Origin of the sequence: Pseudomonas sp. R1-6 (genome assembly GCF_051132115.1) — a bacterium.
In the GTDB taxonomy this organism is placed as follows: Bacteria; Pseudomonadota; Gammaproteobacteria; order Pseudomonadales; family Pseudomonadaceae; genus Aquipseudomonas.
Window position 1 is genome coordinate 328,845 of the sequence record NZ_CP071662.1, and the last position, 23,538, is coordinate 352,382.

At 62.2% G+C, this 23,538-nt stretch carries 27 protein-coding genes; 10 read left to right on the forward strand and 17 right to left on the reverse strand.

Annotated features, from left to right (window positions below; genetic code table 11):
• Positions 1–6: 6 nt before the first annotated feature.
• The 3 genes from rsmD to J3P81_RS01505 are packed head-to-tail and all read right to left on the reverse strand — an operon-like array spanning position 7 to position 3,456.
• Positions 7–618, reverse strand: coding sequence for a 16S rRNA (guanine(966)-N(2))-methyltransferase RsmD (gene rsmD, locus J3P81_RS01495; RefSeq protein WP_420765047.1), 612 nt, complete (start codon positions 616–618; stop codon positions 7–9).
• Positions 618–2,108, reverse strand: coding sequence for a M16 family metallopeptidase (locus J3P81_RS01500; protein WP_434561783.1), 1,491 nt, complete (start codon positions 2,106–2,108; stop codon positions 618–620). The genes rsmD and J3P81_RS01500 overlap by 1 nt, the downstream gene beginning before the upstream one ends.
• Positions 2,101–3,456, reverse strand: coding sequence for a M16 family metallopeptidase (locus tag J3P81_RS01505; protein ID WP_434561785.1), 1,356 nt, complete (start codon positions 3,454–3,456; stop codon positions 2,101–2,103). Before J3P81_RS01505 ends, J3P81_RS01500 begins: the two co-directional genes overlap by 8 nt.
• A 344-nt stretch (positions 3,457–3,800) precedes the next feature.
• Here J3P81_RS01505 and ftsY point away from each other — a divergent pair, with 344 nt between their 5' ends.
• The 4 genes from ftsY to rpoH all read left to right on the forward strand — a co-directional run bounded on the left by ftsY (position 3,801) and on the right by rpoH (position 7,882).
• The gene (gene ftsY, locus J3P81_RS01510; RefSeq protein WP_434561787.1) at positions 3,801–5,228 is read left to right on the forward strand and encodes a signal recognition particle-docking protein FtsY; all 1,428 of its coding nucleotides are present in this window, start codon (positions 3,801–3,803) and stop codon (positions 5,226–5,228) included.
• On the forward strand, positions 5,225–5,896 hold the full coding sequence (ftsE, locus tag J3P81_RS01515; protein WP_024778908.1) for a cell division ATP-binding protein FtsE: 672 nt from the start codon (positions 5,225–5,227) through the stop codon (positions 5,894–5,896). The genes ftsY and ftsE overlap by 4 nt, the downstream gene beginning before the upstream one ends.
• Positions 5,893–6,915, forward strand: coding sequence for a permease-like cell division protein FtsX (gene ftsX / locus J3P81_RS01520; protein WP_420765043.1), 1,023 nt, complete (start codon positions 5,893–5,895; stop codon positions 6,913–6,915). The genes ftsE and ftsX overlap by 4 nt, the downstream gene beginning before the upstream one ends.
• 112 nt (positions 6,916–7,027) lie before the next feature.
• Complete coding sequence (rpoH, locus tag J3P81_RS01525; protein WP_003177476.1) at positions 7,028–7,882, forward strand: RNA polymerase sigma factor RpoH; 855 nt, start codon at positions 7,028–7,030, stop codon at positions 7,880–7,882.
• 193 nt (positions 7,883–8,075) lie between these two features.
• On the opposite strand, the gene mtgA is transcribed toward rpoH, so the two are convergent.
• On the reverse strand, positions 8,076–8,798 hold the full coding sequence (gene mtgA / locus J3P81_RS01530; protein ID WP_434561789.1) for a monofunctional biosynthetic peptidoglycan transglycosylase: 723 nt from the start codon (positions 8,796–8,798) through the stop codon (positions 8,076–8,078).
• 74 nt (positions 8,799–8,872) lie between these two features.
• Here mtgA and J3P81_RS01535 point away from each other — a divergent pair, with 74 nt between their 5' ends.
• From J3P81_RS01535 to trmB, 4 genes are all read left to right on the forward strand, one after another.
• A complete protein-coding gene (locus tag J3P81_RS01535) occupies positions 8,873–9,253 on the forward strand; it encodes a DUF423 domain-containing protein (protein WP_420765041.1) in 381 nt (126 codons plus the stop codon).
• Positions 9,254–9,344: 91 nt separating this feature from the next.
• The gene (gene thiS / locus J3P81_RS01540) at positions 9,345–9,545 is read left to right on the forward strand and encodes a sulfur carrier protein ThiS (RefSeq protein WP_420765040.1); all 201 of its coding nucleotides are present in this window, start codon (positions 9,345–9,347) and stop codon (positions 9,543–9,545) included.
• A 54-nt stretch (positions 9,546–9,599) separates the two neighbouring features.
• Positions 9,600–10,394 carry a thiazole synthase gene (locus tag J3P81_RS01545; protein WP_003177480.1) on the forward strand — a complete coding sequence of 265 codons (795 nt, stop codon included), beginning with the start codon at positions 9,600–9,602 and terminating at the stop codon, positions 10,392–10,394.
• A 9-nt stretch (positions 10,395–10,403) separates the two neighbouring features.
• Complete coding sequence (gene trmB / locus J3P81_RS01550; protein WP_434561791.1) at positions 10,404–11,129, forward strand: tRNA (guanosine(46)-N7)-methyltransferase TrmB; 726 nt, start codon at positions 10,404–10,406, stop codon at positions 11,127–11,129.
• A gap of 129 nt (positions 11,130–11,258) precedes the next feature.
• Here trmB and J3P81_RS01555 read toward each other — a convergent pair whose 3' ends face one another.
• The 9 genes from J3P81_RS01555 to J3P81_RS01595 form a co-directional block, all read right to left on the reverse strand.
• A complete protein-coding gene (locus J3P81_RS01555) occupies positions 11,259–11,582 on the reverse strand; it encodes a DUF3392 domain-containing protein (RefSeq protein ID WP_014340681.1) in 324 nt (107 codons plus the stop codon).
• 18 nt (positions 11,583–11,600) lie between these two features.
• The gene (gene hemW, locus J3P81_RS01560) at positions 11,601–12,800 is read right to left on the reverse strand and encodes a radical SAM family heme chaperone HemW (RefSeq protein WP_434561793.1); all 1,200 of its coding nucleotides are present in this window, start codon (positions 12,798–12,800) and stop codon (positions 11,601–11,603) included.
• Positions 12,797–13,393: an RdgB/HAM1 family non-canonical purine NTP pyrophosphatase gene (gene rdgB, locus J3P81_RS01565; protein WP_434561795.1), complete on the reverse strand. Its 597-nt coding sequence runs from the start codon at positions 13,391–13,393 to the stop codon at positions 12,797–12,799. Before rdgB ends, hemW begins: the two co-directional genes overlap by 4 nt.
• Positions 13,390–13,824, reverse strand: coding sequence for a DUF4426 domain-containing protein (locus tag J3P81_RS01570; RefSeq protein WP_434561797.1), 435 nt, complete (start codon positions 13,822–13,824; stop codon positions 13,390–13,392). Before J3P81_RS01570 ends, rdgB begins: the two co-directional genes overlap by 4 nt.
• Before the next feature lie 25 nt (positions 13,825–13,849).
• A complete protein-coding gene (gene metW, locus J3P81_RS01575; RefSeq protein WP_420765036.1) occupies positions 13,850–14,470 on the reverse strand; it encodes a methionine biosynthesis protein MetW in 621 nt (206 codons plus the stop codon).
• A gap of 7 nt (positions 14,471–14,477) precedes the next feature.
• A complete protein-coding gene (gene metX, locus J3P81_RS01580; RefSeq protein WP_420765035.1) occupies positions 14,478–15,617 on the reverse strand; it encodes a homoserine O-succinyltransferase MetX in 1,140 nt (379 codons plus the stop codon).
• Positions 15,618–15,898: 281 nt separating this feature from the next.
• Positions 15,899–16,489: a YggT family protein gene (locus tag J3P81_RS01585; RefSeq protein ID WP_420765034.1), complete on the reverse strand. Its 591-nt coding sequence runs from the start codon at positions 16,487–16,489 to the stop codon at positions 15,899–15,901.
• A 10-nt stretch (positions 16,490–16,499) separates the two neighbouring features.
• Entirely contained in the window at positions 16,500–17,318 is an 819-nt protein-coding gene (proC, locus tag J3P81_RS01590; protein WP_420765033.1) for a pyrroline-5-carboxylate reductase, read from the reverse strand.
• A gap of 27 nt (positions 17,319–17,345) precedes the next feature.
• Positions 17,346–18,038 carry a YggS family pyridoxal phosphate-dependent enzyme gene (locus tag J3P81_RS01595; protein WP_434561799.1) on the reverse strand — a complete coding sequence of 231 codons (693 nt, stop codon included), beginning with the start codon at positions 18,036–18,038 and terminating at the stop codon, positions 17,346–17,348.
• Between the two features lie 56 nt (positions 18,039–18,094).
• Between J3P81_RS01595 and J3P81_RS01600 the strand changes: the two genes are divergently transcribed.
• On the forward strand, positions 18,095–19,129 hold the full coding sequence (locus J3P81_RS01600) for a type IV pilus twitching motility protein PilT (RefSeq protein WP_434561801.1): 1,035 nt from the start codon (positions 18,095–18,097) through the stop codon (positions 19,127–19,129).
• A 164-nt stretch (positions 19,130–19,293) separates the two neighbouring features.
• Here the strand turns inward: J3P81_RS01600 and J3P81_RS01605 are convergent, their stop codons facing one another.
• The gene (locus tag J3P81_RS01605) at positions 19,294–19,905 is read right to left on the reverse strand and encodes a C40 family peptidase (protein WP_420765030.1); all 612 of its coding nucleotides are present in this window, start codon (positions 19,903–19,905) and stop codon (positions 19,294–19,296) included.
• Positions 19,906–20,154: 249 nt separating this feature from the next.
• On the opposite strand from J3P81_RS01605, the gene J3P81_RS01610 reads away from it, so the two are divergent.
• The gene (locus J3P81_RS01610) at positions 20,155–20,583 is read left to right on the forward strand and encodes an NINE protein (RefSeq protein ID WP_420765029.1); all 429 of its coding nucleotides are present in this window, start codon (positions 20,155–20,157) and stop codon (positions 20,581–20,583) included.
• Between the two features lie 133 nt (positions 20,584–20,716).
• On the opposite strand, the gene J3P81_RS01615 is transcribed toward J3P81_RS01610, so the two are convergent.
• From J3P81_RS01615 to pyrR, 3 genes are read right to left on the reverse strand one after another with little or no spacing between them, the layout of a single operon-like run.
• Complete coding sequence (locus tag J3P81_RS01615; protein ID WP_434561803.1) at positions 20,717–21,988, reverse strand: dihydroorotase; 1,272 nt, start codon at positions 21,986–21,988, stop codon at positions 20,717–20,719.
• Complete coding sequence (locus tag J3P81_RS01620) at positions 21,985–22,989, reverse strand: aspartate carbamoyltransferase catalytic subunit (RefSeq protein ID WP_434561805.1); 1,005 nt, start codon at positions 22,987–22,989, stop codon at positions 21,985–21,987. The genes J3P81_RS01615 and J3P81_RS01620 overlap by 4 nt, the downstream gene beginning before the upstream one ends.
• A gap of 24 nt (positions 22,990–23,013) precedes the next feature.
• Complete coding sequence (gene pyrR / locus J3P81_RS01625; RefSeq protein ID WP_420765026.1) at positions 23,014–23,520, reverse strand: bifunctional pyr operon transcriptional regulator/uracil phosphoribosyltransferase PyrR; 507 nt, start codon at positions 23,518–23,520, stop codon at positions 23,014–23,016.
• Between the last annotated feature and the right edge of the window lie 18 nt (positions 23,521–23,538).

The following is a 23,538-nucleotide window of genomic DNA, read 5'->3' on the forward strand; positions in this document are numbered from 1 at the left end:
AGCCGTTCAGCCAATGTCCTTTGGTAAACGCTGCCACAACGCGTAATGCACCTGTCCGGATTTCTGCTCGCGATGCAAGCGCCAATTGCTCGGCAAGCCCAGGGTGGACGGAGCGGTCTCGCTTTCAGTGTAGACCCAGGCATCCTCGGCCAGCCACTGACGTTCCTCGAGCAAGGCGCATACCGTCGGCAGCAGATTCTGGTTGAATGGCGGGTCGAGGAAGACGAGGTCGAATGGAGTTGCCGGCTGGCTGTCGAGATAACGCAGCGCATCGGCTGTCTGCACCTGGCCGACGGTGCAGCGTAGGGTGCCGAGGTGTTCCTTCAGGCTGGACACGGCCAGGCTGCTGGCGTCCAGCGCCTGGCCCATGGCGGCACCACGGGACAACGCCTCGAGAAACAGTGCGCCGCTGCCGGCAAACGGGTCGAGCACCTTGGCGCCCGCCACGTAAGGCGCTAGCCAGTTGAACAGGGTTTCACGAACCCGGTCCGGTGTCGGTCGCAATCCTGGAGCATCCGGAAAACTCAGCCGCCGGCTGCGCCATTCGCCGCCAATGATGCGCAACTGGTTCACGCCGTTGTGCACGGGTTTCTTGCTGGAATTGGATGGGCGGGCCATTAGTGCTCCGGAACCCCGAGCGGCTGCTCGGCAGGTTTGTCAGTGGGGGCCGGCAATGGCTTTTGCGGCACGGTCGGGCCAGCGGTGACGATGACCATCTTGTCGGTGCTCAGGTGTTTATTCAACGCAGCCTTGACCTGCTCGACCGTCAGCGCCTGGGACTGGCGCATGAAATCTTCCAGGTAGCTCAGCGGCAAATCATAGAAGCCCATCGCGCCGAGCTGGCCAACGATGTCGGCATTGCTGGCGGTGGACAGCGGGAAGCTCCCGGCCAACTCGCGCTTGGCGTCATCGAGTTCTTTCTGGGTCGGGCCATTGTTGAGGTAATCGGCAAACACGTCCTGCACCAGCTTGAGCGTGCCCTCGCTCATTTCCGCGCGGGTTTGCAGATTGATCATGAACGGACCGCGAGCCTGCATTGCCGTGAAGCCGGAGTACACGCCATAGGTCAGGCCGCGCTTTTCCCGGACCTCGGTCATCAGTCGTGTACCGAAACCCCCGCCGCCCAGGATCTGGTTGCCCAGGGACACGGCGGCATAATCCGGATCGTCCCGGTCAATGCCCAACTGCGCGAGCATAAGGTTGGTCTGCTTGGACGGGAACTCGATATGGTTGACGCTCGCTTTCGGCTCCACCGGTGGTGGAGTCTTGGCCAGCGCAGGGCCCTTGGGCAGCGCGGCTGATACTTGGTTGGCGATGGCTTCGGCGTCAGCGCGGGACAGGTCCCCCACCAGGGCGATCACGGCGTTGCCGGCGGCATAGGCCTTGGCATGGAAGGCCCGGGTTTGGGCCAGGGTAATCGGTGGAATGCTCTGTTCGGTGCCGTCGCTGGAGTGGGCGTACGGATGATCGCCATACAGGCGCTTCATCAACTCCAAGCCCGCCAGTTTGCCGGGGTTCTGCTTCTGATACTCGAAACCGGCGAGCATCTGGTTCTTGATTCGGGCGAACGAGTCGGCGGGGAAGGTCGGTTTGCCGACGACTTCGGCAAACAGCTTCAGCGCTGGCTCACGCTTGTCCGTCGCGCTGAGGCTGCGCAGGGAGGCCACGGCCATGTCCCGATAGGCGCCGTTGCCGAAGTCCGCGCCGAGGCTTTCGAAGCCTTGGGCGATGGCGCTGACATCCTTGCCGGCCACGCCTTCGTTGAGCATGGCATTGGTCAGCAGGGCCAGGCCGGGGGCGTCGCCGTCCTGGCTGCTGCCGGCGGCAAAGGTCAGGCGCAGGTCGAACATTGGCAATTCCCGGGCCTCGACGAACAGGACCTTGGCACCGTCAGCGGTTTTCCAGGTCTGCACATCGAGCTGGCGGCGGCTCGGTGCCTTGTCATCCAGTTCGGCCAACGATTGCAACTTGTTGCCTGACTTGGCCTTGTCCAATGCCTGGCTGGCATCGGTGTTCTTCGATGGCGACAGGTAGACGGCCAGGGAAGCGGCCAGGGCAACCAACACCAGGCCCATCAGCACCAGGCGTGATGATTGGCGCTTACTCATGGGCTTTCTCCTCGGGCAGGACGTGCGCAACGCTCAAGCGCGAGCGGGTGAAATACAGCTGGGCTGCCTTCTGGATATCCTGCGGGGTCACGCTTTGCAGTTCGGCGAGCTCGGTGTCCATCAGCCTCCAGGACAGGCCGACGGTTTCCAATTGCCCGATGGCGGTGGCCTGGCTGGTGATCGAGTCGCGCTCATACACCAACCCGGCGATGACCTGGGCGCGGACGCGCTCCAGTTCGTCGACGGTCGGGGCCGTGGTTTTCAGTTGTTCAAGCAAGCGCCACAAACCTGCTTCGGCCTGGGCGAGGGTTTTGTTTTTCTGTGTGTTAGGCGTTGCCGACAAAGTGAACAACGAGTCGCCACGGGTGAATGCGTCATAATTCGACGAGCCCCCTGACACCAGTTCCTCGCCACGCTCCAGCTGGGTCGGGATGCGGCCGCTGTAGCCGCCGTCCAGCAAGGCCGAGATCAAGCGAAGCGCGTTGACCGAACCCTTATCCGTCGCGGTGGCGATGCTGGGCACGTTGAAGGCCAGCATGACGCTGGGCAGCTGGGTCTGTACATGCAGGGTGAGCTTGCGCTCGCCCGGTTCGGCCAGCTCCAGAGGGATCTTGGCGGCGGGCACCGGGCGCCGCGCTATTGGACCGAAATAGCGCTGGGCCAGGTTCTTGACCTCATCCGGCGTCACGTCACCCACCACCACCAGGGTTGCGTTGTTCGGGGCGTACCAGGATTCGTACCAGTGACGTAGCTCGCCGACGGTCATCCGGTCCAGATCGGCCATCCAGCCGATGGTCGGCGTGTGATAGCCGCTGGCTGGATAGGCCATGGCCTTGAAGCGCTCGAAGGCCTTCGACATCGGCTTGTCGTCGGTGCGCATGCGGCGCTCCTCCTTGATCACCTCGATCTCGCGGCTGAACTCTTCCGGCGGCAGGCGCAGGCTGGCCATGCGATCGGCCTCCAGTTCGAAGGCGACGCCCAGGCGATCCCGGGCCAGCACTTGGTAGTAGGCAGTGAAGTCATCGCTGGTGAAGGCGTTTTCTTCGGCGCCCAGGTCGCGCAGGATCAACGATGCTTCGCCGGGGCCGATTTTATCGCTGCCTTTGAACATCATGTGTTCCAAGGCATGGGACAAACCGGTCTGGCCCGGCGTTTCGTAGCTGGAGCCGACCTTGTACCAGACCTGGGAAACCACGACCGGGGCGCGATGGTCTTCACGCACCACGACCTTGAGGCCGTTGTCGAGGGTGAATTCGTGGGTAGGTTGTGGATCGGCAGCAAAGGCTGAAAAGGGCAGACAAACCGTGCTGAGCAGCAGGCCTGCGGCGCGGCGGGCAAGAGCATTCATTCGTGTTTAAACCTGTCGGGCTGCCTGCCGGGTCTTAGCCTCAGCAGGCGAGGAGGTGCTAGGATAACGGTCCGTTTTACTGGCGGCCACGCCTATCGGGTCTTTTATCGGCCCAAGGCTGTCTGGGTTCCGTGCACAAACGTTGGGTTTGTTCCTGTATCCCCGCGTTTTCGCCGACGATGCCGTACCAGTCCTTCGAAAAAATCGACCATGAGGTGTCCTGGCGACATTTCGACAATCTGTTGCGCGTGAACAAGCTCGATGAAACGCAGTCTGTTCAGCATCGAATATTTATCACCGAGGCGCCCTCCAGGCGCGTCGCTACCGTGAGATAGCCGTCCTCCATGTTTGGTTCCAACGACGACAAGAAGACCCCAGCTGCGGCTGGCGAGAAAAAAAGCCTGTTCGGATGGCTGCGCAAGAAGCCGCAGGAAACCGTGGGCGAACAGCCGCAACCGCAGCCTGAGCCCGCCGAAGAGACGGTGGTCGAAGAGGCTGCGCCCATTGTCCTGCCGATCGCCGAGCCGGTGCTGCAACCGGCCGAGGCCGAAGCCGAGCCAGTGGCTGAACCGGTGGATGAGCCGGTGGTCGAGCAACCCCTGACCCCGCCTCCCGGGCAGGCCCCTTGGCTCACCTTGCCCGTGGCGGAAGAACCGGTCGCGCTGGTAGAGGACGCCCAGGCGCCCCACGTCACGCCGCCAATCCCAGCCCCGACGCAACCGGAGGAGGCGCCGGCTGCCGTGCTCGCGCCTTCGACCCCGGAGCTCGCCCCCGAGCCGGAACCTGTCGTGGTAGAGGCTTCGGCCCCGGTCGAACCGCCGCGGCCCGTTGAAGAGAGCAAGGTCGGTTTTTTTGCCCGCCTCAAGCAGGGCCTGTCCAAGACCAGCGCCAGTATTGGCGAGGGCATGGCCAGCCTGTTCCTGGGCAAGAAAGTCATCGATGACGAGCTGCTGGAAGACATCGAGACCCGCCTGCTCACCGCCGATGTAGGCGTCGAGGCCACCTCGGTGATCATCCAGAGCCTGACCCAGAAAGTCGCGCGTAAACAATTGACCGATGCCGATGCGCTGTACAAGTCCCTCCAGGGTGAACTGACCAACCTGCTCAAGCCCGTGGAGCAGCCGCTGGTGATTGCCTCGCAGAACAAGCCGTTCGTGATCCTGGTCGTTGGCGTCAACGGTGCCGGCAAGACCACCACCATCGGCAAGCTGGCGAAGAAGCTGCAGCTCGAAGGCAAGAAGGTCATGCTTGCCGCCGGCGACACCTTCCGCGCCGCCGCCGTCGAGCAACTGCAAGTGTGGGGCGAGCGCAACAAGATCCCGGTCATCGCCCAGCACACCGGTGCCGACTCCGCTTCGGTGATCTTCGACGCCGTGCAGGCCGCCAAGGCCCGTGGCATCGATGTGCTGATCGCCGACACGGCCGGTCGCCTGCACACCAAAGACAACCTGATGGAAGAGTTGAAGAAGGTCCGCCGGGTGATCGGCAAGCTCGACGCCGATGCGCCCCACGAAGTGTTGCTGGTGCTGGATGCCGGGACCGGCCAGAACGCCATCAACCAGGCCAAGCAGTTCAACCAGACCGTCGAACTGACCGGGCTGGCCCTGACCAAGCTCGACGGTACCGCCAAGGGCGGGGTGATCTTCGCCCTGGCCAAGCAGTTTGGCCTGCCAATTCGCTACATCGGCGTGGGTGAAGGCATCGATGACCTGCGCACCTTCGAAGCCGAGCCCTTTGTCCAGGCGCTGTTTGCCGAGCGGGAGCATTCATGATTCGTTTCGAACAGGTCGGTAAACGCTATCCGAACGGTCACGTCGGCTTGCACGAGCTGAGCTTTCGGGTCCGTCGGGGCGAGTTTCTGTTTGTGACCGGCCACTCCGGTGCCGGTAAAAGTACCTTGCTGCGCCTGCTGCTGGCGATGGAACGGCCCACCACCGGCAAGCTGCTGCTGGCCGGCCAGGATTTGAGCACCATCAGCAACGCCCAGATCCCTTATCTGCGGCGCCAGATCGGCGTGGTATTCCAGAATCACCAACTGCTGTTCGATCGCACGGTATTCAATAACGTGGCGCTGCCTTTGCAGATCCTTGGGCTGTCCAAGGCCGAAATCAACAAACGCGTGGATTCGGCCCTGGAGCGCGTGGCTCTGTCGGACAAGACCGATCTGTACCCGGGCGACCTGTCCACCGGCCAGCAACAGCGCGTCGGCATTGCCCGCGCCATCGTCCATCGCCCGGCCTTGCTGTTGGCGGACGAACCCACCGGTAACCTCGACCCGCGACTGGCGGCGGAGATCATGGGCGTATTCGAAGACATCAACCGCTTGGGCACCAGCGTGCTGATCGCTAGCCACGACCTGGCACTGATCGCGCGTATGCGTCACCGCATGCTGACCTTGCAACGCGGTCGACTGATCGGCGACGGGGAGGCAGGCGTATGAGTGCTACTCGCAGCCCGAAAGTGGCCGAACGCGTGGCCCCGAAGGGCACCGATCCGCAGCCGCAGAAGAAAAAGCGCGACGATGACGATGGCCCGGATTTCACCACGCTGTTGCACGCCTGGATCGAAAGCCATCGCGCCAGCCTGCTGGACAGCCTTCGGCGCCTGGGCAAGCAACCGATCGGCAGCTTCTTTACCTGCATGGTGATGGCGGTGGCCTTGAGCCTGCCCATGGGCCTGTCATTGCTGCTGAGTAATGTGGAGCGCCTGGGCGGTTCCTGGCAGCGCGCGGCGCAGATCTCCCTTTATTTGCAACTGGATGCGACGCCAGGCGAAGGCGAGGCGCTGCGTGAGCAGATCAAGACCATGCCGGGCGTGGCCGATGCCGAATACGTGGGGCGCGAGCAAGCGCTGGAAGAGTTCCAGCAGCAGTCGGGCCTGGGCGAAGCCCTCAAGGAGCTGCCGGAGAACCCGCTGCCAGGCGTTGTGCTGGTCACCCCCAATGAGGTCGACAAGCCGACCCTTGAAGCATTAAGACAAAGACTTTCCGAGCTGCCGAAGGTACAACAGGCGCAACTTGATCTAGTCTGGGTCGAGCGTCTTGCGGCGATCCTCAAGCTCGGCGACAGGTTTGTCTTCGGCCTGACGGTGCTCTTGGTTTCTGCATTACTTTTGGTGATAGGCAATACCATTCGTCTTCATATTGAAAACCGCCGCACCGAGATAGAAGTGATTAAACTCGTCGGCGGTACGGACAGTTATGTACGCAGGCCTTTCCTTTATATGGGAGCGTTGTATGGCTTCGGCGCAGGCATCCTGTCCTGGGGCGTATTGGCGTTCGGCCTGGACTGGCTGAACGATGCGGTAGTGGGACTGGCCGGTTTGTATGGCAGTGACTTCGCGCTGGCCGGAGTGCCAGTCGCTGACGGTCTGTCGCTCTTGCTTGGCGCGGTGCTGTTGGGTTATATCGGTGCATGGATTGCGGTAGCACGCCACCTACGTGAGCTTGCGCCAAAATAGTTGATTTTGCGCGTATTGACCTTTCGGTTTTTGTGGGAACTTGTCCTACGGTTCCCGGTCAATTTTCGCAGTGCTGAACTGCACGAGTTATGTGAGTCGGAGGTTTTTTCGTATGACCACTTCTTTGCAACCTGCTTATGCTCTGGTCCCAGGTGCGAACCTGGAGGCCTATGTGCACACGGTCAACAGCATCCCGCTGCTGACCCCCGAGCAGGAGCGTGAACTGGCCGAGAGTCTCTACTATGAGCAGGATCTTGAGGCGGCTCGGCAGATGGTGCTCGCCCACCTGCGTTTTGTCGTACATATTGCCCGCAGCTATTCCGGCTACGGGCTGGCCCAGGCCGACCTGATCCAGGAAGGCAACGTTGGCCTGATGAAGGCGGTCAAGCGTTTCAACCCGGAAATGGGTGTGCGCCTGGTGTCGTTTGCAGTGCACTGGATCAAGGCGGAAATCCACGAGTTCATCCTGCGCAACTGGCGCATCGTGAAGGTCGCGACCACCAAGGCCCAGCGCAAGCTGTTTTTCAACCTGCGCAGCCAGAAGAAGCGCCTGGCCTGGTTGAACAACGAGGAAGTCCATCGCGTGGCCGAGAGCCTCGGTGTGGAACCTCGTGAAGTGCGCGAAATGGAAAGTCGCCTGACCGGCCATGACATGGCTTTTGACCCGGCCGCCGAAGCGGACGACGACAGCGCTTTCCAATCGCCGGCCAACTACCTGGAAGACCACCGGTACGACCCGGCGCGTCAACTGGAGGACGCCGACTGGAGTGACAACTCCAACACCAACCTGCACGAAGCGCTGGAAGTGCTGGACGAGCGCAGCCGCGACATTCTCTACCAGCGCTGGCTGGCCGAGGAGAAAGCCACGCTGCACGACCTGGCGCAAAAGTACAACGTGTCGGCCGAGCGAATTCGCCAGCTTGAGAAGAGCGCGATGAACAAGCTCAAGGTGTCGATTGCGGCTTGACCTGCGACAGCTATCACAAAAACGCCCCGATCATTACTGATCGGGGCGTTTTTGTTTGTGCGATGCAAGCGTCAACTCAGCCTTTGTGGGAGCGAGCTTGCTCGCGATGGCGGTGGGTCAGGCGACATCTCTGCTGAATGCTCGATTGTCATCGCGAGCAGGCTCGCTCCCACAAGAATCCGTGGTGTCGCGGCTATTGAGCCCAGGGCGCCGGCCGAGACTCATCCAACCGCAACAGATAACCATCACCTCCCAATTGGCTCATCTGCTGGCGAATCCAACTCGCACGCCTGAGCACATAAGGGCTCGGCCGACTGGCGCTCCAGGCCCTCGGGTTGGGCAGGACTGCGGCCAACAGGCTGGCCTGTTGTCGGGACAAGGCGTTTGCACCGACACGAAAATGATGCCGCGCCGCCGCTTCGGCCCCAAACACCCCGTCGTCCCACTCGACGCTATTGAGGTACACCTCGAGGATCCGCTGCTTGGGCCACAACACTTCGATCAGCGCGGTGAACCAGGCCTCCAGCCCCTTGCGCAGCCAACTGCGGCCCGACCACAGGAAAAGGTTCTTGGAAACCTGCTGGCTAAGGGTGCTGGCGCCACGAATCGAACCGCCGCGCCCGTTGTGGGCGAACGCGGCCTGGATTGCGCCGATGTCAAAGCCCCAATGCTCGGGAAATTTCTGATCTTCCCCGGCAATGACCGCAACCTTGAGATGATTGGAAATCTTGTCCCAGGGTTGCCAGTCACGCTGCAGGTCGATCGGTTCGCCTCCGAACCAGGATTGCACCTTGCGCTCGATCATCAGCGCGGTGAACGGCGGTGGCACCACGCGAAACAGCAGCACCAGCACAACGCTGCAGGCGGCGAACCAGAACAGGGCTTTAATGAATCGTCGAAACAATGAACGCAGCATAGAGATGGCTTGGCCGAACCCGTCGAGCGGGCCATTATACAGACCCTGTCCATCGAGTCTGACCGGAGTTCCCCATGTTGCGTAGCTTTCTGATGCTGGCGGCTTTTTTCGGCTTCACGGGCGTGGCGCTGGGGGCGTTTGCCGCCCATGGCCTGAAAAACCGCCTGAGCGCCGATTATCTGGCGATTTTCCACACTGGGGTGACCTACCAACTGGTGCATACCCTGGCGCTGTTCGGCGTTGCGCTGTTGGCCACGCACATCCCGGGTCGTATCGTCACTTGGGCCGGAATTTCATTCGTGATCGGCATCCTGCTGTTCTCCGGCAGCCTGTATCTGCTGACCCTTACCGGTGTCACCAAGCTGGGCATGATCACGCCCCTGGGCGGCGTGGCTTTCCTGATCGGTTGGTTGTGCCTGGGCATCGCGGCCTGGCGCCTGCAACTTGCCGCTTGAAGCTTGTCGCTCGTAGCTGACCAAGGGGCTTGGGTCACCCAGACTGATCGGGCTAGAATGCCAGCCCCTAAAAATGATGGCGGCATCCGGCATGCGCATTCAGTTGAACGGCGAACCCCTTGATCTGCCCGACGGTGAAACCGTCGCGGCCCTGCTGACCCGTCTGGAACTCACCGGACGCCGCGTCGCGGTGGAACTCAATCTGGATATCGTCCCGCGCAGCCAGCACGCCGAAACCAAATTGAACGACGGTGATAGCGTCGAAGTGGTCCACGCCATCGGTGGCGGTTAGTCGCCTCGGTTTCGCAGCCTTTCGCAAGAACCTCACCCCAACAGAGGATTTCCCATGAGCATCGTTCGTAGCGACAAGCCCTTCGTCCTGGCCGGTCGTACCTACCAGTCGCGCTTGCTGGTAGGTACCGGCAAATACCGCGACATGGAAGAAACCCGCCTGGCCATCGAGGCCTCGGGTGCCGAGATCGTGACCGTCGCCGTGCGCCGCACCAACATCGGCCAGAACCCGGGCGAACCGAACCTGCTGGATATCCTGCCGCCGGATCGCTACACGATCCTGCCGAACACCGCCGGTTGCTTCGACGCCATCGAGGCCGTGCGCACCTGTCGCCTGGCCCGTGAGCTGCTCGACGGTCACAACCTGGTGAAGCTGGAAGTGCTGGCGGACCAGAAAACCCTGTTCCCCAACGTGATCGAAACCCTCAAGGCCGCCGAGACCCTGGTCAAGGAAGGTTTTGACGTGATGGTCTACACCAGCGATGACCCGATCATCGCCCGTCAGTTGGCGGAAATCGGCTGCATCGCGGTCATGCCGTTGGCCGGCCTGATCGGCACCGGCCTGGGGATCTGCAACCCATACAACCTGCAGATCATCCTGGAAGAAGCCAAGATCCCGGTGCTGGTGGATGCCGGTGTCGGTACCGCATCCGACGCCACCATCGCCATGGAGCTGGGTTGCGAAGCGGTGCTGATGAACTCGGCCATCGCCCATGCCCAGCAGCCGATCCTGATGGCCGAAGCCATGAAGCACGCCATCGTTGCCGGCCGCTTGGCCTACCTGGCCGGCCGCATGCCGAAAAAACTCTACGCCAGCGCGTCCTCGCCGCTGGATGGTCTGATCAAGTAAGAGCCATTGATGACTGAATCGAACGACACGCCTGTCCTGCCGGAAGAAGGCGAAGAGCGCCAGCACCGCCGCATCAAGAGTTTCGTGATGCGCGCCGGGCGCATGACCGAAGGCCAGCAACGCGGCCTGGAACAGGGCGCCCCGCTGTATGTCCTGCCCCTGGCCGATGCACCGGTCGACTTCGACCAGGTCTTCGGACGCTCGGCGCCGCGCTCGCTGGAAATCGGTTTTGGCATGGGCCACTCGCTTCTGGAGATGGCCGCCGCCGCGCCGGAACAGGATTTCATCGGCGTGGAGGTCCATCGTCCGGGTGTCGGTGCGCTGCTCAACGGTGTGCTGACCCAAGGGCTGACCAACCTGCGGGTCTACGATTGCGACGCTATCGAAGTGCTTAATCGTTGCGTGGCCGATAACAGCCTCGATCGGCTGATGCTGTTCTTCCCGGATCCGTGGCACAAAAGCCGACACCACAAGCGCCGGATCGTCCAGGCGTCGTTCGCTGAGCTGGTGCGTAGCAAGTTGAAGGTCGGCGGTGTGTTGCACATGGCCACCGACTGGGAGCCCTACGCCGAATACATGCTGGAAGTGATGAACGTCGCGCCGGGTTATCGCAACCTGGCCGAGGACGGCAAGTGCGTACCGCGCCCGGCTGAACGGCCGATCACCAAGTTCGAACGTCGTGGCGAACGGCTCGGGCATGGGGTTTGGGACTTGAAGTTCGAGAAGCTGCCTTAAACATCACGCAATAAAACTGTGGGAGCGAGCCTGCTCGCGAATACGGTGTGTCAGCCAACAAAGCATTGCCTGACACTTCCTCTTCGCGAGCAGGCTCGCTCCCACATGTGTTTTATGTGATGGCTTAAATCAGCGGCGGTCAGCCACCACACCAATCAACACCAACACCACCAATAACACCGGCGCCAGGCTGTAGTTGTTGAACTGGCTCAAGCCCCGGACGATCCACGGCGTGGCGTAGATCAGCGCGGCGCCGCTGCCGATCATGCACAGCAGGGCGATCAGCGGGACGCGCAAGGCGCCGGCGATGCTGCCCAGGCGCTGTTCGACCCAGCCCTTGATATCCGCACCAAACAACACCAGCAGGCAGCCTACCAACGCCAGGGAGATTTCCGACAGGTTGCTGCGGCTCCAGCGGGATACGGTGGCGAGCAGGTCGAGTACCAGATCCATTCGATTTCCTTGTGTTGATCAGCTCAGAAATTTCTGCAGCAAGTCGTTGAGAAACAGCTGTCCGCGCTCGGTCGCCGCCAGACGTGACGGTTCGACCTGCAACAACCCACTTTGTTCGGCCTCGCGCCGGCCGTCGGCCAGGCTTTCCAAAGACAGGCCGGTGCGCTGTGGATAAAGCTGCGCCGCTACACCTTCGGTAAGACGCAGCGCGTTCATCAGGAACTCGAAAGGCAGTTCTTCGTTGGCCAGGCTCTTTTCGCCGGCCAGGAAACGTTTGGCCGGGTTGAGATAATCCTTGGGCAGGCGAGTCTTCCAGGTGCGCACGATGCGCCCGTCCGGATGGCTGAGCTTGCCGTGGGCCCCGGCGCCGATGCCGATGAAGTCACCGAAGCTCCAATAATTGAGGTTGTGCCGCGCCGCGCGCCCTGGCTGGGCATAGGCGGAGACCTCATATTGGGCGTAGCCATGCTCGGCGAGCAGCGCCTGCCCGGCTTCCTGGATGTCCCACAGCGTGTCGTCTTCCGGCAAGATTGGCGGCTGGTTCCAGAACACCGTGTTCGGCTCCAGCGTCAGTTGATACCAGGACAAATGGGTGGGCTTCAGGGCAATGGCCTGGCGCAGATCGCTCAAGGCATCTTCGAGGGATTGATCCGGCAGGCCATGCATCAAGTCGAGATTGAAATTATCGAACCCGGCCTGGCGGGCCATGCCAGCGGCACGCACCGCCTCGTCGCCGTTATGGATTCGGCCAAGCGCTTGGAGCTTGGCCTGTTGGAAGCTCTGGATGCCAATGGACAGACGATTGATGCCCAGCGCCCGGTAGGCGACGAATTTCTCTTGCTCGAAGGTGCCTGGGTTGGCTTCCAGGGTGATTTCAATATCGGGCGCAAAAGGGATGCGCGCCTCGACGCCCCGCAGCAGACGCCCCAGGGCTTGGGCGCTGAACAGGCTCGGCGTGCCGCCACCAAAGAAAATGGAGGACAACGGCCGGCCGTGAACCCCATGCAAATCCTGGTCGAGATCGGCCAGCAAGGCGTCGACGTATTCCTCCTCCGGCAGCTGCGGGCTGGCGGTGTGGGAGTTGAAGTCGCAATACGGGCATTTGCGCACGCACCAGGGGATATGGATGTACAACGCCAAGGGCGGCAGCACGGGCAGCGGTGCCCGAGGTGTCTGTGCGCCGCCGTGGATCAGCGGTGCGGGGGAGTCGGTGGTCATTGCAGGCCCAGGCGTTGGCGCAGCAGGGCCATGGCGCGGGCGCGGTGGCTCAGTTGGTTCTTTTCAACGGGGCCCAGCTCGGCGCTGGAACAATTGCGCTCAGGCACCCAGAACAACGGGTCGTAGCCAAAGCCGTGTTCGCCGCTGGCCTTGGCGAGGATGCGCCCGTGCCACAGGCCTTCGCAGAGGATCGGCAGTGGATCGTCGGCATGGCGCACAAGCGCCAGCACACAAACGAATTGCGCGCCGCGCTCGGCTTCGGGCACGTCCTTGAGGGCTTCGAGCAGCTTGGCGTTGTTCGCTGCGTCACCTTTGCCATCGGCGTAACGGGCCGAATAGATGCCCGGCGCGCCGCCGAGGAAGTCCACCGCCAGACCGGAATCGTCGGCCAGCGCCGGCAGGCCGGAAATGCGCGCCGCATTGCGGGCCTTGAGGATGGCGTTCTCGACGAACGACAAACCGGTTTCCTCCGGCTCGACCTGGCTGAATTCACCGATCGAGCGCAGCTGCACCGATCCGCCGAGCATCGCCTGGAGTTCCTTGAGTTTGCCGGCGTTGTGGCTGGCCAGTACGAGTTGGGTAAGGTTGATCATTGGCCCGGAAACAGTTCCTGGTTGAAGTTGATGGTGTTGATTTTGTCGCCGGTTTGCACCTTGATCTCGAAGGTGCGGGTTTCCTGCTGTTCCACTGGATATTGGGCGATGTAGTAGATCGCGCCTGCTTCGGTGACCTGGCGGAAGGTGAGCGGGACTGTCTTGCTGGTCAGGTCCTTGACCGTACCGCTGACCTGGGCCATCAACGGCTTGCCTTCCTTGATCACCGAGACGTTGATGACGCCCTGGTGCTTGCTGCGAATCAGCTCGGCGCCCTTGGCGATGTCGGGGGTCAGAAAGGTGGAGTTGAACGTGTTGTAGTGAACGGTGACGTCACCGAACACTTCCTTGCGCTCGGCCTTGATGACATCGGCCGCCATGGCGCCGATGCTCAGGCAGGAGGTGATTAACAGCAACGCTAGACGCTTCATGTCGTGCTCCTGAAAAGGCGGGTGCTCACACCGCGACCTGATGGTCGGCAAGGCCCGGGCTGCTGACCCGGTAAATGCCAATCTCACCTAACAGATTAGGCCATAGCTTGCTGGCCCACCCGTGGCGGTGCTGCTGGTCCACCGCCAGCCGGTCGATGACCTTGGCCTTGCGCTCGCGGCACAGTTCTTCGAAATCCTCGAACGTACAGAAATGGATGTTCGGGGTGTTGTACCAGGTATAGGGCAGGAATTCCGACACCGGCATCCGTCCCTTGCTCGCCAGGTACCAGCGGCAGCGCCAGTGGCCGAAGTTGGGGAAGGTAATGATGCACTGGCGCCCGACGCGCAGCATTTCGTCGAGAATCTTGTCTGGGTAATGCACGGCTTGCAGGGCCTGGGTCATGACCACGATGTCGAAGCTGTTGCTGGCGAAGTTGCCCAGCCCTTTATCCAGGTCTTGTTCGATGACGTTGATGCCCTTGGCCACGCATTCGGCGATGTTGTCCGGGTCGTTTTCCAGCCCGTAGCCCGTCACTTGCTTGTTGTCGCGCAGCCAGGTCAGCAGTTCGCCGTTGCCGCAGCCCAAGTCGAGCACGCGGCTGCCGGCGGGGATCCATTCCTGGATGATGTCCAGATCGGCTCTCATGGCGTCCTCACAGCGTAATACGGTTCATGTAGTTGCCGAACGCCTGCAGGTAGCGCGGGATCGGAATCAAAAAGGCGTCGTGGCCCTGGGGTGCGTCGATTTCCAGGTAGCAGACGTCCTTGCGCGCGGCCATCAGTGCGTCCACCAGCTCCCGGGAACGGGCCGGGGAGAAGCGCCAGTCGGTGGTGAAAGACATCACGCAGAACTTGGCGGTGGCATTGGCGAAGGTTTTCGCCAGGTCATCGTCGAAGTTCGCCGCCGGATCGAAGTAGTCCAGCGCCTTGGTCATCAGCAGGTAGGTGTTGGCGTCGAAGCGCCCGGAGAATTCCTCGCCCTGATAACGCAGGTAGCTCTCGACCTGGAATTCCACGCTGTGGAAGTCGTAGTTGAGCTTTTCGCTCTTGAGGCCTCGGCCGAATTTTTCACCCATGGAATCGTCGGACAGGTAGGTGATGTGCCCGACCATCCGCGCCAGCATCAACCCGCGCTTGGGAATCACGCCATGTTCCTGGAACGAACCTCCGTGAAATTCGGGGTCGGTGAGGATCGCCTGGCGCGCCACTTCGTTGAAGGCAATGTTCTGCGCCGACAGCTTGGGCGCCGAGGCGATTGCCAGGCAATGGCGCACGCGATCCGGGTAGGTGATGGTCCATTGCAGGGCCTGCATGCCGCCGAGGCTGCCACCGATCACCGCCGCCCATTGACCGATGCCGAGGCGGTCGGCCAGGCGGGCCTGGCTGTGGACCCAGTCTTCCACGGTCAGTACCGGGAAATCGGCGCCGAAGGGCTTGCCGGTGTCGGGGTTGAGGCTGCTGGGGCCGGTGGAGCCGTTGCAACCGCCGAGGTTGTTCAGGCTGACCACGAAGAACCGGTTGGTGTCGATGGGCTTGCCGGGGCCGATGCAACTGTCCCACCAGCCGGGCTTGCGGTCATCGACGCTGTGGTAGCCGGCGGCGTGGTGATGCCCCGACAAGGCGTGGCAAATCAGCACGGCATTGCTCGCCGTGGCGTTGAGGGTGCCGTAGGTTTCGTAGATCAGGTCATAGGCTGGCAACGAACGGCCGCAGGCCAGGGCCAGGGGCTCGCTGAAATGCGCCGTTTGCGGCGTCACCAGACCAACGGAATCGGGGGGAAAGGCAGCTGGCATCGACCCTGCTCTCGTTGAAATGAGGCGTAAGTCTAAAGACCGCTGGGGTTAGCGGCAAGCAAAGGGCGGCGCTGATTGTCCGCTGATGCAAACCCTGTGGTGACTGGATCAATCTGTGGCGAGGGAGCTTGCTCCCGCTGGGCCGGGCTGGCGCTCCAGCGCGAAGCGGCCCTGAATGCTGCCGCCCGGGGCTGTCTGGACGACGGTGGCGCCCGGTTTGGGGCTGCTTCGCGGCCCAGCGGGAGCAAGCTCCCTCGCCACAGGAAAAGTTGCAGCGTGCTTTAGATCAGCACCCGCAGGATCTCCGGCATCATCGTCATCGCCGCCAGGTTGTTGATCACCAGCATATCGATCAGTTTGAGCACCATGAAAGCCAGGATCGGCGAGATGTCCAGGCCGCCGAGGTTCGGCACGATGCGGCGGAACGGCGCCAGGGCCGGCTCGCAGATCTGGTTCACCAGTTCGGCGCCCGGGTTGTGGCTGCCCGGCGCGACCCAGGACAGGATCACGCTGATGATCAGGGCAAAGAAAAATATCTTCAGGAACAGTGCGGTAACGCCGATGATCGACCAGATCAGCAATTGCAGCGGATTGCCGGTGATGCCATAGGTCAGCAGCAGCGTCAGGGCCATCAGCGCCATTTGCAACAGGATCGCCAGCAACAGCGAGGACATGTCCAGGCCGAACAGGCTCGGAATGATCCGGCGCAATGGTTTAAGCAGCGGTTGGGTCGCCTTGACGATGAACTGGCACAACGGGTTGTAGAAGTTGGCGCGCACCAGTTGCAGCACGAAGCGCATCAGCACGATCAGCAGGTACAGACTGCCGAGGGTTTGCAGGACATAGACCGCTGCAGTGTTCAATCCAATCATGAATGGCTCCTTATTGGCCCAGTTGTTCGGCCATTTCGGCCGAGCGGTGCGCGGCGGCGCCGAGTGCTTTTTCAACCAGGGCTTCGAAGCCTCCGGCCTGGAATGATTTGATGGCCGCTTCGGTGGTACCGGCCGGCGAAGTCACGCGGCGACGCAGCTCCGCCGCATCGACATCGCTGGCGACCGCCATATGCGCGGCGCCCAGGGCAGTCTGCAAGGTCAGCTGCGCGGCGGTTTCCCGGGGCAGGCCGAGTTTCTCGCCGGCGGCGGTCATGGCTTCGATCAGCAGGAAGAAGTACGCCGGACCAGAGCCGGAGACGGCGGTGACCGCGTCCAGTTGCTGCTCGGTTTCCAGCCACAGCGCAAGACCCACGGCCGACAGCAGCTCTTCAGCCTGCTGGCGTTGGGCGGCCGTCACCTGTTCGGTGGCGAACAGGCCGCTGACGCCCTGGCGCAGCAGTGCCGGGGTGTTGGGCATGCAGCGCACGATGGGCTGGGCGCCGAGCCAGTTGTTCATGCTCGCGCAAGTAATGCCAGCGGCAATCGACACGATCAGTTGATGTGGCTTGAGATGCGGGCGAAGGGCTTCGCACACGCTTTTCATTGCTTGCGGCTTGACCGCGAGCACCACGACGTCCACTCCGTCGATGGCCTGGGCGTTGTCGGCGAAGGCTTCGATGCCGTGCTCTGCGCTCACCCGTTGGCGGGTTTCTTCACCCGGATCGCTGGCGCGGATCTGCGCTGCATCCAGGCCCTTGGCCCGCAGGCCGCCGATCAGGCTGGCGGCCATGTTGCCGGCGCCGATAAAGGCAATACGCGTGTTGCTCATGACGGATCCTTATGAAAAATGAGTGAGTCAGCTGGGCGATTGACCGTAGTCGCGAGCCCCAAACAGCGCAGTACCGACGCGCACCCAGGTGGCGCCTTGAGCAATGGCGGATTCGAGGTCATGGCTCATGCCCATGGACAGCGTATCCAGGGGCAGGTCCAGGCTGGCTTGCAGGCGCTGGACAGCAGCAAAAGCCGCGTCCTGTTCAGCGCGATCGTCGGTCGGTTCGGGAATCGCCATCAACCCGCGCAACGTGAGGCGTGGCAACGTGCTGATGGCGCTGGCAAGGGCGGGCAGGTCCGCTGGCGCGCAGCCGGATTTACTGGCTTCGCCGCTGACGTTGACCTGAATGCAGATGTTCAATGGTGGCAGCTCGGCTGGCCGCTGCTCGGACAGGCGCTGTGCAATTTTCAAGCGATCCACGGAATGCACCCAGTCGAAATGTTCGGCGATAGCGCGCGTCTTGTTCGATTGAATGGGGCCGATGAAGTGCCAGATCAAGGGCAAGTCAGTCAGTTCGGCCTGCTTGCCCAACGCTTCTTGCAAGTAGTTCTCGCCAAAGTCACGCAGGCCGGCGGCGTAGGCTTCGCGCAGGGCCTGGGCGGGCTTGGTCTTGCTGACGGCCAGTAGATGGACGCTGTGTCCGGCGCGTCGGGCGGCCTGTTCCGCCGCATGGATGCGCGATCTAACCTGAGCAATGTTGTCTGCTATCGTGGTCATAAAGAAAGGCCAGCGGGTCTGAGGTTCGCGGCATTCTACTGGAATTGAGGAGCGCTATGGATATCACTGAACTGCTGGCGTTCAGCGCCAAACAGGGGGCGTCGGACCTGCATCTGTCCGCCGGGTTGCCACCAATGATCCGTGTCGATGGCGATGTGCGGCGTATCAACCTGCCGGCGTTGGACCACAAGCAGGTCCATGAACTGATCTACGACATCATGAATGACCGGCAACGAGTGGATTACGAAAAGTTTCTGGAGACCGACTTTTCCTTCGACGTGCCAGGCGTTGCGCGGTTTCGGGTCAACGCCTTCAACCAGAATCGTGGCGCGGGGGCGGTGTTCCGGACCATCCCTTCGAAAGTCCTGACCATGGAAGACCTGGGGATGGGCGAGGTGTTTCGCAAGATCACCGAGGCCCCACGTGGGCTCGTGCTGGTGACCGGGCCGACGGGGTCCGGCAAGTCCACCACCCTGGCCGCGATGATCGATTACCTGAACAGCCACAAGCATCATCACATCCTCACCATCGAGGACCCGATCGAATTCGTCCATGAACCGCGCAAATGCCTGATCAACCAGCGCGAGGTGCACCGCGATACCCAGGGCTTTTCCACGGCGCTGCGCTCGGCCCTGCGGGAAGATCCGGACGTGATCCTGGTGGGGGAAATGCGCGACCTGGAAACCATCCGGCTGGCGCTGACTGCCGCAGAAACCGGGCACTTGGTGTTTGGTACGCTGCACACCACATCGGCGGCCAAGACCATTGACCGGGTGGTGGACGTGTTTCCCGGTGACGAGAAGTCCATGGTTCGTTCGATGCTGTCGGAGTCGTTGCAGGCGGTGATCTCCCAGACTCTGGTCAAGAAGATCGGCGGCGGCCGGGTTGCGGCGCATGAAATCATGCTCGGCACCTCGGCGATCCGCAATCTCATCCGGGAAGACAAGATCGCGCAGATGTATTCGTCGATTCAGACCGGCGGCTCGCTGGGGATGCAGACGCTGGACATGTGCCTGAAGGAGTTGGTGAGCAAGGGACTGATCAGCCGCGAGCATGCGCGGGAGCGGGCGCGTACGCCGGATAATTTCTAGGGCAAGAAGGCAGTACCGCTCTTGTGGCGAGGGAGCTTGCTCCCGCTGGGTTGCGAAGCAGCCCCAAATCAGACGCCACCGTCACCCAGGCATGCACCGTCGGGGCCGCTCCGCGCCCCAGCGGGAGCAAGCTCCCTCGCCACAAGGACCAAGTGGTCTTCAGATCAGCGCTGAACCACCCGCATCGCACCCGGCTCTTTGGGCAGTACCCGCTTGGCAACCACGTAATGGGTGTTCCAATACGGCTTGTTCAGCGTGTCGATGGTCACCGACTTGCCACGGCGCGGGGCGTGGATGAAGCGGTCATTGCCCAGGTAGATGGCCACATGGTTGACTCGCCGGCTCTTGAGCTTGAAGAAAATCAGGTCCCCAGGCTTCAAGTCCTTGCGCTCGACTTTTTCACCGTGGCCGGCTGCCATCGCGTTGGATGTGCGCGGCAAATCGAAGGTGGCGTCGTTGAAGGCGTATTTCACCAGCCCACTGCAATCGAAACCTTTGCTTGGGCTGCTGCCGCCCCAACGGTAAGGTGTGCCGAGTACATTCACGGCGCGGCTCAAGACATTGCTGGTGGTCTTGGTCGCCATGGGTGGCACCAGTCGGCTCTGAGCCGTGCTCACGCGCTGGACGCCTTGCTTGTTCTTGCTCGACGGAGCAGAAACATGGGATTTAGGGGTGTAGCCATTGATGTTGGGAAGACGTTGCTCACGGTTGGTGGCGTGGGCGGCCAGTGGCAATAATAGGCAGATGGTCAGCCATGTCTTTAAAAATGGACGCATTAGGCAGGGCTCATAAAGGTTAGCGCGCAACTTTATAACAGCTTTTTTTCGCTTTCCGAGGCCGTTTGTCGATCCGGAACCCAGCGTAAACGCCGCACAATACCGTCATTTTGGCCTGATTGTCCGACACAGGCCCCGTAGTACGGGCGTTTCCCCGGCTCGGGTCGACCAGGACCGCTTGTCGGCGAGACACAAAAAAGTCACAAAAAGTCCGAACAAATTTTTCTATCGAGGCAAAAGAGACCATTCATGAACAGCTATCAACAGGACGCAATCCGCGATACCCACAGCAAAGTCATCGGGTATCTGCTCTGGATTCTCGGGTTTACCGGCGCTCACCGTTTCTATTACGGCAAGCCGGTGACCGGCACGATCTGGTTTTTCACCTTCGGCCTGCTGGGCATTGGCTGGCTGATCGACCTGTTCCTGATCCCTGCCATGGACCGCGAAGCGGACCTGCGCTTTACCCCTGGCCCCATCGAATACAGCGTGGCGTGGATCCTGCTCACGTTCCTCGGGGTGCTTGGTGTGCATCGCATGTACCAAGGCAAGTGGCTCAGTGGGCTCCTTTACCTGCTGACCGGTGGGGTGTTTTTCCTGGGGGTGCTGTATGACTTCTGGACGCTGAATGACCAGGTCTCGATTCGTAATGCGCAGAAGCGTGGGGCTTTCCATTAAGACAGGTTGATCGTGTCGCCTGCATTCGCGAGCAGGCTCGCTCCCACACTGGATCGAGGGTGTTCACATATCCTGTGTTCACCAAAGATCCCCTTGTGGGAGCGAGCTTGCTCGCGATAGGGACGACGCGGTATCAAACCTGGTGAGTGATCCGCCCATCCATCAGGGTATAGCGCACCACCCCCGGCAGGCTGTGACCCAGGAACGGACAGTTGTCACCCTTGGAACGCCAGGCTTCACCGGCCACGGTGGACGCGGCGGGGTCGAACAGCACCAGGTCCGCCGCGGCACCCACGGCCAGTTTCCCGGCAGGCAATTGCAGCGCCTGGGCCGGGCCGGCGCTCAGGCGTGCCAGCAGGGTCGGTAGATCCAGTAATCCGTCTTCCACCAGTGTCATGGCCAGCGGCAGCAACAGCTCGACGCTGCTGATGCCCGGCTCGGTGGCGCCGAAGGGGGCCAGCTTGGCATCGCGCTCGTGGGGTTGGTGATGGCTGGAAATGGCCGAGATCACCCCGGACTTCACCGCCTCGCGCAAGCCATCGCGGTCGGCGCGGGTGCGCAGCGGCGGCTGGACGTGATAGACGCTATTGAAGTCGATCAGCGCTTCGTCGGTGAGGATCAACTGGTACAGCGCCACATCGGCGGTCACTGGCAAACCACGTGCCTGGGCCTGGGCGATCAGCGCGGCGCCGCGGGCGCTGGTCAGTTGGCTGAAGTGCGCGCGCACGCCGCTTTGCTCCACCAGCAGCAGGTCCCGGGCAAGTGCCACGGTCTCGGCGGTTTCCGGGATGCCCGGCAGGCCAAGGAAACTGGCGGTGGGGCCTTCGTGGGCCAGGCCGCCTTCGGCCAGGTCAAGGTCCTGCGAGTTGAAGATCACCGTCAGGCCGAAGGTCGCCGCATATTCCAGCGCGCGGCACAGGGTACGGGTGTTGCGGAAATTGTTCAGGCCATTGCCGAACGCCACGCAACCGGCATCGCGCAGGGCGATGAGCTCGGCCAGTTGCTCGCCTTCCAGGCCCTTGCTCAGTGCGCCAATGGGGAAGACCTTGGTGTTGCCGGCTTCGCGGGCGCGGTCGAGGATCAGTTCGGCCACGGCCGAGGTGTCCAGCACCGGTTTGGTTTGCGGTGGGCAGCACAGGCTGGTCACGCCACCGGCGGCGGCCGCCCGGGTTTCGCTGATGATGCTGCCTTTGCGGCTGTAGCCCGGCTCGCGCAGGGCGACGTTGAGGTCAACCAGACCGGGGGCGGCTACCAGGCCGTGGGCGTCGAGGGTCTCGACCGCCGCGAAGCCTGCCGGCGCGGCGCCCAGAGCGACGATCTTGCAGGCATCGATATGAATGTCAGTCACTTGATCCAGGCCGCTGGCCGGATCGATCACGCGTGCGCCGAGAATGCTGAGCTTCACTGGGCGTTCTCCTGGTCGAGTTGGCGCTGGGCCGTTTGCCCGCTCATGGCCATGGACAGCACGGCCATGCGGATGGCGATGCCGTAGGTCACTTGGTTGAGAATCACCGAACGCGGCCCGTCGGCCACCGCCGACTCGATCTCCACGCCGCGGTTGATCGGCCCCGGGTGCATGACGATGGCGTCCTGCTTGGCTCCGGCCAGGCGTGCCGTGGTCAGTCCGAACAGGCGGTAGAACTCGCCTTCGCTGGGCAGCAGCCCGCCGGTCATACGCTCGCGTTGCAGGCGCAGCATGATTACCACGTCCACGTCCTTCAAGCCTTCGGTCATGTCGGTGTAGACCTTCACGCCGTACTGCTCGACGCCGATGGGCAGCAGGGTTTTCGGCGCGATTACGCGGATGTCCGGGCAGCCCAGCGTCTTGAGGGCCAGCATGTTCGAGCGCGCCACCCGCGAATGCAGGATGTCGCCAACGATCGCTACCGACAGGTTTTCAAAGCTGCCTTTGTGACGACGGATGGTCAGCATGTCGAGCATGCCCTGGGTCGGGTGGGCGTGACGGCCGTCGCCGCCGTTGATGATCGCCACTTGCGGGCAGACATGTTCAGCGATGAAGTGTGCCGCGCCGGAGTCACCGTGGCGCACGACGAACATGTCGGCGGCCATGGCCTCGAGGTTGCGCAGGGTGTCGAGCAGGGTCTCGCCCTTGCTCGCCGAGGATGTGGACACGTTGAGGCTGATCACATCCGCCGACAGCCGCTGGGCCGCCAGTTCGAAGGTGGTGCGGGTGCGGGTGGAGTTTTCAAAAAAGACGTTGCACACGGTCTTGCCGCGCAGCAACGGGACTTTCTTCACCGCTCGGGCGCCGACTTCGAGGAATGAGTCGGCGGTGTCGAGGATTTCCGTCAGCAGCTCGCGGCGCAGGCCGTCGAGGGACAGGAAATGCCGCAGCTGGCCCTGATCGTTGAGCTGCAGCGGGCGCTTGGTTTCGAGAGGCGTCATCGCGATGGACTCTTACAAGGGCAGTTAAAGGGCAAGATCTTGCAGTTCGAGTTGCAGCGGCGACGGCCCGGAGAGCTTGACCCGCTCATGGGTGGCCAGCGTCAGCGTCGCGCCGACCACGTTCGGGCGGATCGGCAGCTCGGCGGCGTCCAGGTCCAGCAGGCACACCAGCGTCACGCTGGCCGGGCGGCCATAGTCGAACAGTTCGTTCATGGCGGCGCGGATGGTCCGGCCGCTCATCAGCACGTCGTCGATCAGCACCAGGTGCTGGCCTTCGATCTCGAACGGCAGGGCCGAGGGACGTACTTGTGGATGCAGGCCGTTCTGGCTGAAGTCATCGCGGTAGAAGGACACATCCAGGGTACCCAGCGGCGAATCGCTGCCCAGTTCATCGAGCAAGGCCTGGGCAACCCAGACGCCGCCGGTGCGAATGCCGATGTAGCGCGGTTCGCTAATGCCGCGTTGTTCCAGGTGCGCCGTGAGACGGATCGCCATCTGGCTGATCAGTTCGGCGGGATTGGGCAGGCTCATGCTGGCTCCTTCAGGTTT